The organism is Nonomuraea fastidiosa (genome assembly GCF_042751225.1).
GTDB lineage: Bacteria > Actinomycetota > Actinomycetes > Streptosporangiales > Streptosporangiaceae > Nonomuraea > Nonomuraea fastidiosa.
Window position 1 is genome coordinate 6,885,361 of the sequence record NZ_CP170570.1, and the last position, 13,652, is coordinate 6,899,012.

Annotated in this window: 12 protein-coding genes and 1 pseudogene; 8 read left to right on the forward strand and 5 right to left on the reverse strand. The window is 72.5% G+C overall.

The window, feature by feature from the left end:
• Positions 1-21 precede the first annotated feature (21 nt).
• A complete protein-coding gene (locus ACFMQL_RS31520; protein ID WP_378788392.1) occupies positions 22-1,146 on the forward strand; it encodes a glycosyltransferase in 1,125 nt (374 codons plus the stop codon).
• Here the strand turns inward: ACFMQL_RS31520 and ACFMQL_RS31525 are convergent.
• Positions 1,110-1,250, reverse strand: a pseudogene (locus ACFMQL_RS31525) (hypothetical protein); the annotation flags it as partial. The gene ACFMQL_RS31520 and the pseudogene ACFMQL_RS31525 sit on opposite strands and share 37 nt — an antisense overlap.
• 114 nt (positions 1,251-1,364) lie before the next feature.
• On the opposite strand from ACFMQL_RS31525, the gene ACFMQL_RS31530 reads away from it, so the two are divergent.
• Positions 1,365-2,102, forward strand: coding sequence for a class I SAM-dependent methyltransferase (locus ACFMQL_RS31530; protein ID WP_364052789.1), 738 nt, complete (start codon positions 1,365-1,367; stop codon positions 2,100-2,102).
• Between the two features lie 3 nt (positions 2,103-2,105).
• Here ACFMQL_RS31530 and ACFMQL_RS31535 read toward each other — a convergent pair whose 3' ends face one another.
• Positions 2,106-3,155, reverse strand: coding sequence for an iron-containing redox enzyme family protein (locus ACFMQL_RS31535; RefSeq protein WP_378788394.1), 1,050 nt, complete (start codon positions 3,153-3,155; stop codon positions 2,106-2,108).
• A 140-nt stretch (positions 3,156-3,295) separates the two neighbouring features.
• Between ACFMQL_RS31535 and ACFMQL_RS31540 the strand changes: the two genes are divergently transcribed.
• Entirely contained in the window at positions 3,296-3,712 is a 417-nt protein-coding gene (locus ACFMQL_RS31540) for an SPW repeat protein (protein ID WP_378788396.1), read from the forward strand.
• 92 nt (positions 3,713-3,804) lie between these two features.
• On the opposite strand, the gene ACFMQL_RS31545 is transcribed toward ACFMQL_RS31540, so the two are convergent.
• Positions 3,805-4,968 carry a PucR family transcriptional regulator gene (locus tag ACFMQL_RS31545; RefSeq protein WP_378788398.1) on the reverse strand — a complete coding sequence of 388 codons (1,164 nt, stop codon included), beginning with the start codon at positions 4,966-4,968 and terminating at the stop codon, positions 3,805-3,807.
• A gap of 91 nt (positions 4,969-5,059) precedes the next feature.
• On the opposite strand from ACFMQL_RS31545, the gene ureA reads away from it, so the two are divergent.
• The 5 genes from ureA (at position 5,060) to ACFMQL_RS31570 (ending at position 11,634) form a co-directional block, all read left to right on the forward strand.
• The gene (gene ureA / locus ACFMQL_RS31550) at positions 5,060-5,623 is read left to right on the forward strand and encodes an urease subunit gamma (RefSeq protein WP_364052777.1); all 564 of its coding nucleotides are present in this window, start codon (positions 5,060-5,062) and stop codon (positions 5,621-5,623) included.
• The gene (locus tag ACFMQL_RS31555; RefSeq protein WP_364052774.1) at positions 5,620-7,263 is read left to right on the forward strand and encodes an urease subunit alpha; all 1,644 of its coding nucleotides are present in this window, start codon (positions 5,620-5,622) and stop codon (positions 7,261-7,263) included. The genes ureA and ACFMQL_RS31555 overlap by 4 nt, the downstream gene beginning before the upstream one ends.
• Positions 7,264-7,275: 12 nt before the next feature.
• The gene (locus ACFMQL_RS31560) at positions 7,276-8,553 is read left to right on the forward strand and encodes an MFS transporter (protein WP_364052771.1); all 1,278 of its coding nucleotides are present in this window, start codon (positions 7,276-7,278) and stop codon (positions 8,551-8,553) included.
• On the forward strand, positions 8,553-10,163 hold the full coding sequence (locus ACFMQL_RS31565) for an amidohydrolase (protein WP_378788400.1): 1,611 nt from the start codon (positions 8,553-8,555) through the stop codon (positions 10,161-10,163). Before ACFMQL_RS31560 ends, ACFMQL_RS31565 begins: the two co-directional genes overlap by 1 nt.
• Positions 10,164-10,269: 106 nt before the next feature.
• Positions 10,270-11,634, forward strand: coding sequence for a sensor histidine kinase (locus ACFMQL_RS31570; RefSeq protein ID WP_378788402.1), 1,365 nt, complete (start codon positions 10,270-10,272; stop codon positions 11,632-11,634).
• A 227-nt stretch (positions 11,635-11,861) separates the two neighbouring features.
• Here the strand turns inward: ACFMQL_RS31570 and ACFMQL_RS31575 are convergent, their stop codons facing one another.
• Positions 11,862-12,668 carry a carbohydrate ABC transporter permease gene (locus tag ACFMQL_RS31575; protein WP_364052762.1) on the reverse strand — a complete coding sequence of 269 codons (807 nt, stop codon included), beginning with the start codon at positions 12,666-12,668 and terminating at the stop codon, positions 11,862-11,864.
• On the reverse strand, positions 12,665-13,648 hold the full coding sequence (locus ACFMQL_RS31580; protein WP_364052759.1) for a sugar ABC transporter permease: 984 nt from the start codon (positions 13,646-13,648) through the stop codon (positions 12,665-12,667). The genes ACFMQL_RS31575 and ACFMQL_RS31580 overlap by 4 nt, the downstream gene beginning before the upstream one ends.
• Between the last annotated feature and the right edge of the window lie 4 nt (positions 13,649-13,652).

The following is a 13,652-nucleotide window of genomic DNA, read 5'->3' on the forward strand; positions in this document are numbered from 1 at the left end:
TTCCCCGGGAAGCCGCCGCCCATGATGGACTACGTGCTCCCGCTGCGCTGGGAGGACGACCGCGGCCTCGGCGAGCTCACCGCCTACCTGCGGGCGCTGGCCCGCCACGTACGGGAGATCATCGTCGTGGACGGCTCGCCGCCCCCGCTGTACGAGCGGCACGCCGCCGCCTGGCGCGGCCTGGTCACGCACGCCCGCCCGGACCCCGGCCTGCGCTGCGCCAACGGCAAGGTGGCCGGCGTGCTCACCGGCATGCGGCTGGCCCGCGCCCGGCACGTGGTCATCGCTGACGACGACGTACGCCACGACGGGGACACGCTCGCCAGGATCGACGCGCTGCTGGAGACCGCCGAGCTGGTACGCCCGCAGAACCACTTCACCGAGCTGCCCTGGCACGCCCGCTGGGACACCGCCCGCACCCTGCTGAACCGCAGCGCCGGCGCCGATTACCCCGGCACGTTCGGCGTGCGCCGCGCCTTCTTCGAGCGCATGGGCGGCTACGACGGCGACGTGCTGTTCGAGAACCTGGAGCTCATCCGCACGGTGCGCGCCCACGGCGGCAGGGAGCTGCGCCCGCTCGACCTGTACGTGCCGCGCCTGCCGCCCGACGCGGCCCGCTTCTGGAACCAGCGGGTCCGCCAGGCCTACGACGACCTGGCGCAACCGGCCCGGCTGGCGCTGTTCCTGCCGGTGCTGCCCGCGCTGGCCTGGTGCCTGTGGCGGCGCCGGTACGTACCGCCGCTGGCCGGAGCCGCGCTGGCGGTCGCGCTGGCCGAGGCGGGGCGGCGGCGGGCGGGCGGCAGGCGTGTCTTTCCCGCCACGTCGGCGCTGTTCGCGCCCGTGTGGGTGCTGGAGCGGGCCACCTGCTGCTGGCTCGCCGCCGGTGCCGCGCTGCGGGGCGGCGTTCCGTACGCGGGGCGCAGGCTGCGGCGGGCCGCCCACTCCCTGCGGTGGCTGCGGCGGGCGGCGCGCTCGCAGGCGGAACGTACCTCTGCGGAGCGACATCAGTCCGGCGGGTCCGGCTCGCTCGGCGCGCGGAAGCCGGCCACCTTGTGCGAGCCGTCGCAGAACGGCTTGACCGCCGAGCGCCCGCACCGGCACAGCGCCACCGTCGAGCGTCCGGCGGGGATCGGCACGCCGTCCTGAGTGACCAGCCGGAACGGCCCTCTGACCAGCAGCGGCCCGTCCTCGCACGGCGTCACGGTCACCACATCGTCCATGCCGTCCCCGTCTTCCCGGTGTTGCGACATCCCACTTCAGTGCCCGAGAGGCGGGGCGGTATGCCGGAATGATCCGTGACCTGTGGGGTAGCACTGCCGTGTGACCACACGTGAGCAGCGCGTGACCAGAGTGGGGGAGCGGCGATGACGACCGGCTTCGACCCGGCCGCCTATGGGCGCGGCATCGCCGACATCTACGACCTCACGGTGGCGAACCTGCCCACCGAGGCCACCGTCGAGCAGCTGTGCCTGCTCGCCGAGGGCGGGCCGATCCTGGAGTTCGGCATCGGGACGGGCCGGCTGGCCGTGCCGATCGCCGCACGCGGGCACGAGGTGGCCGGCATCGACGGCTCGCCCGAGATGGTGGAGCTCCTGCGCGCCAAGCCGGGCGGCGAGCGCATCCCGGTGGCGGTGGGCGACTTCTCCACCACCCGGGTCGAGGGCTCGTTCTCGCTGGTGGCGCTGACCACCAACACCATCTACGCGCTGCCCTCGCAGGACGCGCAGGTCGCCTGTTTCCGCAACGCGGCCGCGCACCTGCGGCCCGGCGGCAGGTTCGTGGTGGAGGCGTGGGTGCCCGACCTCGCGGCCTTCCGCAGGGGCGGCGCGCTGCGGCTGCTCGCGCTGAACGAGGACGTCGTGCTCGCCGAGGCGGCCCGCATCTCGCCCGCCGAGCAGCTCATGGCCACCACCAAGGTACGGCTGACCAACGGCGGCGTACGCCTGCTGCCCGCCAACCACCGCTACGCCTGGCCCTGCGAGCTCGACCTGATGGCGCGGCTGGCCGGCATGGAGCGCGAGTACCGCTGGGCCGACTGGAACAGGACGCCGTTCACCGACACCAGCACCGAGCACGTGTCGGTCTACCGCCTGCCCGGCTGAGGCTCAGGAGGGCCGGGACAGCGACGAGTCGCCGCGTTCCCACCGCGCCATCACGTACGCCGCCCACAACCGCTCCAGCTCCACCGCGCACGCCGCGCCGAACACGATGTCGCCCGCCAGGTGCGGCTCGTCGGCGGCCAGCACCGCGCACAGGTCGTGCGCCGCGACCTGCTCGTGCACGGCGTCGGCCTGCACGTGCTCGTCGTAGAAGCGCGTGCTCACGGCGTCGCCGCCGAGCCGGCGCAGCCCCCGCGCGTAGCGGCGGTTGGGCAGCGACGAGGTCATCTCCAAGGCGGCCAGGTGCCCGGCCAGCGCGCCGCGCAGCCGCCGGTGCAGGCCGAACAGCGACATGGCGTTGGAGATGGCCAGCGTGACGCCGGGGACGTGGTCGAGGTAGGCGCCGTAGGAGTCGTCGAGGCCGAGGCCGCGCATGGTGGCGCGGAACAGCTCGGAGTGCATGCGCTCGGCGCGGCCGCCGCCGTACTCGTCGGCCTGGATCTCCACCAGCGCCGCCTTCGGCCCGCCCGCCAGGCGGGGGATCGCCCACGTGTGCGGGTCGGCCTCCTTGAGGTGGTAGATCGAGCGGTGGACGACGAACTCGCGGAAGTGCTCTCGGCCGGCCCGCTGCGCCAGGAACCGCGAGACCGACGGCCCGCTGTCGTCGGCCGTGAGGGCGACCAGTGTGCGCCGCACGTCGCCCGGCCCGTTCACGCGCGGCCGGGGCACGGCGCGCGCGAGGAGCTTCTCGAAGTGCCGCTCCAGCACCGCCCTGGCGGCCAGCAGCGACGGCTCCCACTCCCAGCGCTCGTCGACGCCGGAGAAACCCCGGTAGTGCAGCTCGTAGCAGGTGAACAGGGCGAGCTGGAAGTCGCCGTCGCCCAGGTCCGCGCCGGTCACGTCGAGGTGCAGCGCCCGCCCGTCAGGGGGCGCGGCCAGGCGGCGGAACAGCAGCGCGGTGACGGGTCCGCGCGGCGCGGGCAGCCCCGGCGAGAGCCCGCCCGGCGTGTCCTGGACGGTCCTGCCGTGTCCACCGATGGCGTCGACCGCTGTCACGAAGCACCCCCTCTTACCGGCTCCAAGTCGTTTCCCCCGCGCTGACCAGGCAAACCGCCGGTATGACTCACCCCTGGCGGGGTAGTGGGGGCACGGCGGGAAAGGTCCTCGCCGGTCGTACGGGGGAGGTGATGTCCCTGATGACCCGCGAAATGGAGCGGCATCCCGACATCATCGGCATGCGTGAGAAGTACGACGTGGCCGCGGCCAAACCGGCCTTTCAGGTGGCGGACGGGCTGACCATGCTGGCCGGGCTGTTCCTGGCCCTGTCTCCATGGATCGTCGGCTTCTCCGGCATCACGTCGCTGACCGTCAACAATCTGGTGACGGGGCTCGCTGTGACGCTGCTGGCGGCGGGGTTCAGCTCCGCGTACGGGCGGACGCACGGAATCGCGTGGATCGTGCCCGTCATCGGTGTGTGGACCATCCTCGCGCCCTGGCTGATCAGGGGGGATGCGGACACGCCGGCCACGATCACCACCAACGTGATCGTCGGCGCGATCATTCTCATCCTCGGCCTGGTGGCGCTCGGCATGAGCATGACGAGGAGGCGATGAGACCAGGGCCGGCCCTCGAGACCGGCCCTTCTCACGCCTTCACCCGCCTCCCGCGCCTGCTCCGTCTCGCGCCATCCGCCCCTCTCACGCGCTCACCCACCCTCACTCGCGGGCCGGACGCGCAGCGCCAGCGCCACCACGGCGGCGTCACCCGGCACCCGCACGTCGCGCCCGGTCAGCTCCCTGAACCTGGCGAAGCGGTGCTGAACGGTGTTGCGATGGCAGTAGAGCGCCGCTGCCGTGTCGGCGATCGAGCCGTTGCCCGCGAGATGCACGCGTACGGTCTCCAGCAGCCGCTCCCGCTCCACCGCGCCGATCGACTCCAACGGCCCCAGCACCCGCTCCGCCAGCTCCGCCGCCAGCTCGGGGCTGTGCGCGACGAACACCTCGAGCCACCGGTCCTCCAGCCGCATCGGCCCCGCAGGCGCCGCGCCGCCGGCCCGGATCGCGGCCGCGGCCAGACGCACCGCGTGCGGCACCCTGGCCAGACCCGCCACCCGCGGGGACACGCCGCACGCCACGCGCGCCAGCGCCTCCAGCACCAGCCGTTCCGGATCGGGCGGCCGATGGGGCAGTTGCACCACGAGCATGTCGCCCGACGGCGACTCGTGACGGTGCGTACGCAGCCCGAGCCCGCTCATCCCGCTCGCCGCCACCCGCAGCGCCGCCCCCGCCGCCGGGGACGCCACCACCGCGACGAACGAGGCCGTCACGTCGAAGCCGAGCACCCGCCCAGCGTCGCGCACCACGTCGGGGTTGCGGCCGTCGTTGTCCAGCAGCCGCGCGAACCACGTGCGCCGCTCGTCCTCGCGCTGCCTGCCCATCTCCAGCACGGCCCGCTGATAGCCGGTCATCAGGCCGGTGTTGTGCTGCTCGACCGCCTCCCACACCAGGATGGCCCCTTCGAGCAGCGGCGGCAGGTCCTCCGGCGCGGCCAGCCGGACCAGGCCCAGCCAGAGCGCGCGGGCGTCCAGCCGGGCCGCCGCGAGCAGCGACTCCAGCGGCACGCCCTGCCCGGCCCGCCGCTCGCCCAGCCGCTCGGAGTGCGGCCGCAGCTCGGGCGGCACCCGGCCCTCGGCGAGGTGGCGCAGGATCAGCTCGAACCCGACCCTGGCGCCCTCCAGCACCTCCTCGCGGCTGACCAGGCCCCGCGCGTACGGCTCCATCGCCATCACTTGCTCGGCCCAGTCGTCGATGAGGTCTTCGTAACTCTCCAGACATCGCCGGGCGAGACGGACCAGCACGTCGTTGGTCATGTGCACAATCTAGCCGCGCATTTACGCACCGTCTCACCGTTGGTCGGCCCCCTGACCTCGCCATACCGTGAGCGAAACGGGAGGTTCGACGTTGCATCTGACACCTCGCGAGCAGGAGCGGCTCACCATCTTCACGCTCGCCGAGCTCGCCCGCCGCCGCCGCGCCCGTGGGCGCAGATTGAACGCCCCCGAGGCCATCGCCCTGATCTGCGACGAGATCCTCGAACTCGCCTGGGACGGCGCCACGCTGCCCGAGGTCATCGAGGGCGCCAAGGCCGTGCTCGGCCCCGGCGACGTGATGGAGGGCGTCTGCGCGCTCGTGCCCCACGTCCAGGTCGAGGCGCTGTTCCCGAACGGCACCGCGCTCGTCGCCGTGGACGCCCCCATCGGCCCGCCGGAGCCCGGCGGCCCCGGCGCGGTCCGGCCGCTGCCGCGCGAGGTCGAGCTGAACCCCGGCCGCGAGCGCACCACCCTGCGCATCACCAACCGGGGCGAGCGCACGGTCTACGTCTCCTCGCACTTCCCGCTGGGAGAGGTCAACGCGGCGCTGTCGTTCGACAGGTCGCCGGAGGGGCTCAGGCTCGCCATCCCCGCCGGCACGGCGACCGCCTTCCCGCCGGGCGAGACCGTCGAGGTGGAGGTCATCACGTCATGAGACGCGAGACGTACAACGCGATCTACGGCCCCACCACCGGGGACCTCATCAGGCTCGGCGACACCTGCCTGTGGGCCGAGGTGGAGGCCGACGACGTGCCGCACGGCGACGAACTGCTCGGCGGCTGCGGCAAGACGCTGCGCGACGGGCTGCTGGCCAGCCCGCGCGGCGACAGGGAGTCCGCGCTCGACCTGGTCGTGGCCGGGGTCGTGCTCATGGACCCGGTGCTCGGCGTGCGCAAGACGCACATCGGCGTCAAGGACGGCAGGATCGTCCCGTTCGAAGGCGCGATCATCGACTCGCACACGGCGATCGTGCCCGGCGAGGGCCTGATCGCCACGCCCGGCGTCGTGGACTCGCACGTGCACCTGTCGTCGCCGGAGATCGCGCCCGCCGCGCTGGCCTCCGGCGTGACGACCGTGGTCGGCATGGGCCTCGGGGGCGTGTGGGACGTCGGCGTCAACCCGGCGCACAACCTGCACACGCTGATGGCCGCCTGGCGCGGCACCCCGCTGAACGTGGCGTTCCTGGCCCGCGGCTCCTCCAGCTCGCAGCGGCTGCTGGAGGAGGCGGTGCTGGCGGGCGCGGGCGGCTTCAAGATCCACGAGGACTTCGGCGCGACGCCGCGCGTCATCGACACCTGCCTCGGCGTCGCCGAGCAGGCCGACCTGCCGGTGGCGCTGCACTCCGACTCGATGAACGAGTCCGGTTACCTGGCCGACACGATCGCCGCGACGCGCGGGCGCACCGTGCACGCCTACCACGTCGAAGGCGGCGGCGGGCATCCCGACCTGCTGGAGATCCTCTCCGAGCCGCACGTGCTGCCCTCGTCCACCACCCCCACGCTGCCCTACACCACGAACACCGCCGGCGAGCTGTTCCCGATGACGATGACCGTGCACCGGCAGAACCACCACATCGACAGCGACGTGGCGGTGACCCGCAGCCGGGTCAGGGAGCACGGCATCGCGGCCGAGAACGTCCTGCACGACCTGGGCGCGATCAGCATCGTCAACTCCGACTCGATGGGCATGGGCCGGGTGGCCGAGACCGTGCGGCGCACGTGGCAGGTGGCGCATCTCAACGCCCTGGCGGCCGGCGCGGGAGACCCCGCGGGAGATAACGCGCGCATCCTGCGCTACCTCGCCAAGCTCACCGTCAACCCGGCCGTCGCGCACGGCCTGGCCCACGAGGTCGGCACGCTGCAGCCCGGCCGCCTGGCCGACATCGTGCTCTGGCAGCCGGCCTGGTTCGGCACCAAGCCCGAGCTGGTGATCAAAGCCGGTTTCGTCGCCCACGGCGTCTCCGGCAGCGGCTCCGGCTCCACCCGGCTCACCCAGCCGCGCGTCTACCGGCCGTACTTCGGCGGACTCGGCGACGCGCCCGCCCGGCTGTCGCGGATCTTCGTCGCGCACGACGCGCTCGACTCCGCCGACAGCAGGGACGCCCTGCCACGCGGCCTGCGGTACGCGGCGATCCGGCACTCCCGCGGCCTCACCCGATCCGACATGTGCCGAAATATGGCGACTCCTCGCGTCGAGGTGCCGCGCGAACCCGGACCCGTCCTCGTGGACGGCGCCGCGGCGAGCATGGCCCCCGCCACCGAGGTGCCGCTGGCTCGACTCCACCACTTCGCCTAGGAATCCCCCCGTATGAGCTCCACCACCGCCCGCGGCGCGGGCATCGCGTCCTTCGTCGGCACCTCCATCGAGTGGTACGACTTCTACATCTACGGCACCGCGTCCGCCCTCGTCTTCAGCAAGCTGTTCTTCCCCGAGGTCAGCCCCGCCGCCGGCGTGATGGCCTCCTTCGCCACCTTCTGGGTCGGGTTCCTGGCCAGGCCGCTCGGCGGCGTCGTCTTCGGCCACCTCGGCGACCGCATCGGCCGCAAGCGCACGCTCGTCGTCACCCTGCTGCTCATGGGCGGGGCCACCACGCTCGTCGGCGTGCTGCCCACGTTCGCGCAGATCGGGGTGCTCGCGCCGGTGCTGCTCGCCACGCTGCGGCTGGTGCAGGGCATCGCCGTCGGCGGCGAGTGGGGCGGCGCGGTGCTGATCGCCGCCGAGCACGCGGGCCCCAAGCGCATCTTCTACGCCGCCTTCGCCCAGCAGGGCTCGCCCGCCGGGTCGATCCTCGCCACCGCCGCGTTCGCGCTGGTCAGCATGCTCCCCGAGGACGCCTTCCTGTCCTACGGCTGGCGGATCCCGTTCCTGTGCTCGGCCGTGCTGCTCGTGGTCGGCCTGGTCATCAGGATGCGGGTGGAGGAGTCGCCGGAGTTCACCCGCATGCAGGAGCGGCGCGAGGTGGCCAAGCTGCCCGTCGCCGAGGTCTTCCGCAGCTCCTGGCCGCTGGTGCTGCTGGGCATCGGCGCGAGCGGCGTCGGCATCGCCTCGGCGTACTTCACCAACACCTTCATCCTGTCGTGGGCCACCACCGACCTCGGCATCAGCCGGAGCACGATGCTCGACGTGCTGCTCATCGTGGCCATCACCCAGTTCGTCACCCAGCCGATCGGCGCGGTGCTCGGCCAGCGCTACGGCGCCGCCCGCTTCATGCTGATCGCGTTCACCGCGCTCATCGTGTGCACGCCGATCACCTTCGCCATGGTCGGCACCGGCTCGCCCGTCCTGGCCACGCTGGGGCTGGCGCTCAGCATCGTCTTCGGCGGCATGTCGTACGCGGCCCTGGCCGGCTTCCTGGCCGAGGCGTTCCCCGCCCGGGTCCGCTACACCGGCATCTCGCTGTCGTACCAGCTCTGCGGCGCCCTCATCGGCGGCACCGCCCCGATGATCGCCCAGGCGCTGCTCACCTCGACCGGCACCATCTGGGCGGTCGTCGCCCAGTACCTGGTCATCATTCTGCTCACCATGGCCTGCGTGGCCGCCCTGCGGCGCAGGAGCGTGGCGGCGCGGGAACCGCTGGAGGTCTGATGCGTCTCGACGCGCTGTTCGTCAACGGCCGCTTCACCACCCTCGACCGCGACCGGCCGCAGGCCACCCGCCTGGGCGTGCTGCACGGCCGGATCGCCGGGCTGGACGAGGAGCTCGACGGGGTGAGCGCCGAGACGGTCGTGGATCTCGGCGGTGCGCCCGTCGTGCCCGGCTTCAACGACGCCCACCACCACCTGAGCATGCGCGGCCAGCGGCTGCGCGAGCTGGACGTGCGCGTGCGCAGCCTCGACGAGCTGTACGCGCGGGTCGCCGAGCGCGCCGCGACCCTGCCGGAAGGGGCCTGGATCCGCGGCGGCGGCTACGACCAGAACAAGCTGGGCGGCGTCCACCCCACCCGCGAGGCCCTCGACCGGGCCTCCGGCGGCCGCCCGGTCTGGCTCCAGCACACCTCCGGCCACATGGGCGTGGCCAGCACGGCGGCGTTCGCGCTCATGGGCTTCCCGTCGCTTGAGGACGTGCCCGACGTGCCGGGCGGCTCCGTCGGTCGCGACGAGCGCGGGCTGCCCGACGGCCTGCTCGCCGAGCAGGCACAGGACCTCGCGCTGCGGGTGCTGCGGCCGCTCGCGCACGAGGAGTTCATCGAGGGCATCGCGCTGGCCGGGCGGGCCGCCGCCGCCGAGGGGCTGACCAGCTTCACCGAGCCGGGCGTCGGCGCCGGCCTGGCCGGCAACGGCCGCTGGGACGTCGCCGCCTTCCAGGACGCGATCAGGCGGGGCCTGCTGCCGCAGCGGGCCACGCTCATGCCGGGCTCGCCCAATTTGCACGACGTGGACGCCGAGTTCGGGCTCGACCTCGGCGTACGCTCCGGGCTGGGCGACGAGTGGCTGCGGATCGGGCCGGTCAAGCTGTTCTCCGACGGCTCGCTCATCGGCCGCACCGCCGCCATGTGCTGCGACTACGCGGGCGAGCCCGGCAACCGGGGCTTCCTCCAGGAGGAGGCGGAGGCGCTGCGCGGCTTCATCCTGCGCGCCCACGGCTCCGGCTGGCAGATCGCCACCCACGCCATCGGCGACGCCGCCGTGGACGTCGTACTCGACGCCTACGCCGAGGCGCAGGCCCGCACTCCGCGCCCGGACGCCCGCCACCGCATCGAGCACTGCGCGGTCACCAGCGACGCCCAGGTCGCCAGGGTCGCCGAGCTGGGCGTCATCCCCGTGCCGCAGGGCCGGTTCATCTCCGAGATCGGCGACGGCATGCTGGAGGCGCTCGGGCCCGAGCGGTCGCGCGGCTGCTACCGGCAGCGCTCGTTCCTTGAGGCCGGCATCGTGCTGCCGGGCAGCTCCGACTGCCCCGTGGTGGCGGGCGCGCCGCTGCTCGGCATCCACGACCTGGTCAACCAGCGCACGGCGAGCGGGCGGCCGTTCAACCCGCAGGAGGCGCTCACCGTCGAGCAGGCGCTGCGCGCCTACACCGAGGGCTCGGCGTACGCGGTGCACGAGGAGCACCTCAAGGGCACGCTGAGCCGGGGCAAGCTGGCCGACTTCGCGGTGCTCTCCGACGACCTGTTCGCCGTCGATCCCGCCGCGATCAAGGACGTCACCGTGATCGCCACCGCCGTGGGCGGGCGGCTGGTCCACGACGGGCGTTGACCCGGTTTCTCCACCTATGACCCGCACGTTGCGGCGGCATTGGCTCCCCATGAACCGGCAGTTGCAAGCATGGCCCTGAGGAGCGAGGCGAGCGGGGAGGTTGCCTATGCCCCTGCGTCCCGGCCGCCTCTCCGTGCAGGCCCGCCTCATCCTGATGACCGCGCTGCTGTCGCTGGCGAGCCTCACCGGGGTCGCGGTCGCCGCGGACCTGATCGTGCGCGAGAAGGTCGAGAGCGAGGTCTACCAGAGCACCCAGCGCGCGGCCTCGGACTGGATCGCGGCCATGGACACCTCGACCCCGCAGCCCGTGACCACGGCGGAGGTCAACCTGCTCCAGCTCGTGGACGCCACCGGCCGCGTCGTGGCGGCCAGCCGCGACGCGGCAGGGCGCCCGCCGATCAGCACGCTGTGGCCGGGCTCCGACGACCGCATCAAGCACGGCAGGGAGTGCGCGAACGGCGAATGCGTGATGTTCACCGCCTTCCGGCCGTCCCCGCAGGAGGAGGAAGGGCTGTGGGGCGGCGCCTCCCACGTCGTGTACGCCGGCCGCGTGGAGCCTCCCGTCCTGGCCGGCTGGAACCTCGAGCTTGGCCTGGCCGGCGCCGTCCTGGTCGCCAGCGCGCTGGTGACCGGCCTGGCGGCGCTGCTCATCCGCCGTACCCTGCGCCCGGTCGAGGTGATGCGGGACCTGATCGCCGAGATCACCGTCACCGACCTCGGCCTGCGGGTGCCCGTGCCACGCGGCCGTGACGCGATCGCCACGCTCGCCCGTACCGTGAACCGGACCCTGGCCAGGCTCGAGGAGGCCGTCCGGCAGCAGGGCTACTACTCCTCGATGGTCTCCCACGAGCTGCGTACGCCGCTGACCGGCCTGCGTACCCGGCTGGAGGAGGCGCTGATCTATCCGGGCGTGGACCGAGGCCAGACGATCAGCGACGCGCTCGGCAGCGTGGACCGTCTCCAGGTGATCATCGATGAGATGCTGCTGCTCACCCGGGTGCGCACGTCGTCACCGCAGCAGGCCGAGCGGGTCGATCTGGGCGCTCTCGTACGGGACGAGGTCGAGCGCCTGTCGCCCGCCTACCGGCCGCGCGTGTCCGTCGACGACGCTCCCCGCGTGTGGGGCAACCGCGTCCAGCTCGGAGAGGTGCTGACGAACCTGCTGGTCAACGCCGAGCGGCACGCCCGAAGCGCGATCGAGGTGAGCGTCGAGCGCGCCGACGGCGAGGCCGTGCTGACCGTCTGGGACGACGGCGACGGCATCGCGCCCGACCAGCGCGAGCAGGTCTTCCAGCCCTTCATCCGGCTGGCCGCGGGGCGCGAACGCGACCCCGGGGGCAGCGGGCTCGGCCTGGCCATCTCCCGCGCCATCGCCCAGGCACACCAGGGCAACCTGGCCATCGAGGAGACCCCGCGCGGCACCTGCTTCGTGCTGCGGCTGCCGCTGGCGGGCGAGCACGAGCCCGGCTGAGCGAGGCCAAGGGTCCTCGCGATCAAGGGACTTTCGGCCCTAGGGAGCGGCGGCCGGAACCGGGAGCATGGGTGGCGCACCCGCTGAGGTGCGGAAGAGAGGCACTCATCCCAACAGGACGGCTCCGTCCGGCCGCGGGCTCCGGCGAAGACCGGCGGTCATCACCGGACCCGCGACCGCGGCGGAGCCGTTCGAAGCCGAGGACGCGACCCGAGCCCGACGCGGCGTCAGCCCTTCTCCGCGCCCTCGTTGGCGTCGCGGACGAAGTAGCGCTGGAAGATGAGGAAGATCACCGCGACCGGGACGGTGGCCAGGAGCGCGGCGCCCAGCTTGAGCGGGAACTGGGTGCCGCCGCCGAGCGAGCCGCTGACCAGTTCGGCGAGGCCGCGCGGCAGGGTGAACAGCTCCGGGTTCTGCACCGCCACCAGCGTGTGCGGGAACTCGTTCCACGAACCCTGGAACGACAGGATCGTCAAGGTGATCAGCGCGGGCCGGGACATCGGCAGCACCACCGACCAGAAGACCCGGAACGTGCCCGCCCCGTCGATCCTGGCCGCCTCCTCGACGCCGCGCGGCACCGACTCGAAGAACTGCTTCATGATGAAGACCCCGGTCGCGTCCGCCACGAGGGGCAGGATCAGCGCGAGGTACGAGTCGTACATGCCGAGCTGGTTCAGCACCAGGAACTTCGGGATGAACAGCACCACGCCCGGCACCGCCATCACCGCGATCACCGCCGCGAACAGCCCCGCCCGGCCGCGGAAGCGCAGCCGGGCCAGCGCGTAGCCCGCCATCGAGTCCAGCAGCACCCGCCCCAGCGTCACCACGATGGTCACCAGCAGCGAGTTGCCCAGCCAGATCGGCATGTCGGTGCCGCCGAACACCCGCTCGAACGCCGCCAGCGTGGCCGGGTGGGGGATGGGCGACAGCGGGTTGGCGGCGGCGTCGGGGTCGGTCTTGAAGGAGTTCGCGATCTGGATGACGAACGGGTAGATGAAGACGACCGAGAAGACGATCAGGACGAGGCGTCTCATGCCTTGCGCTCCCTCATGACCCACCGCTGGAACAGCGTCAGCAGCACGATGATCGAGAAGAGCACGAACGAGATCGCCGTGCCCACGCCGTAGTCGAAGTCACGGAAGGCCGTCCGGTACGACAGGAACGCCGGCGTCAGCGTGGTCTTGGCCGGATCGCCCTGGCTCATCACGTAGATCTGGTCGAACACCTGCCACGTGCCGATCAGCCCCAGCGTCAGCACCAGGAACATGGTCGGCTTGAGCATCGGCAGCGTCACCCGCCAGAACCGCTGCCACCGGGTGGCGCCATCGATCATGGCGGCCTCGTCGAGCGTCTTCGGGATGTTCTGCAGCGCCGCGAGGAACATCAGCATGAACGTCCCCGACGTCGTCCACACCACCAGCATGATGATCGCGCACATCGCCACGCTCGGCCCCGACAGCCAGTCCCACCAGCTCAGGCCGAGCATGCCGTGCTCGGTGAGCACCGCGGGCGGATCGCCGATCAGGAGCTGGATCACGCCGCGCGGGTCGGAGAACCACTGCGGCCCCTGCACGCCGAGGAAGCCGAGCACCTGGTTGACCGCTCCGGAGTTGCTGAAGATGAACAGGAACACCACGCTGATCGCGACGGAGCTGGTCACCGACGGGAAGTAGAAGGCGGTGCGGAAGAACCCCTTGCGCTTGTTCACCACGAGTGCGAGGAAGAGCGCGAGCGCCGTCTGCAGCGGCACGACCGCGGCGACGTAGTAGATGTTGTTGCGGATGCTCGTCATGAAGTCTTCGCGGGCCAGCCCGTCCTCGGTGAACAGCCGGGCGTAGTTGTCGACGCCGACGAACGGCACCTCGGCCCGGAACGGGCTGCCCTGCCCGTTCCATCCCGTGAGGCTCACCCAGAGCGCCATCAGGATGGGCAGGAGCAGGAACAGCCCGAGGATCACCACGACCGGCGCGACGAAGAGCCACCCCGCGAGGTTCTCCCTGGTACGGCTGCGCATCACG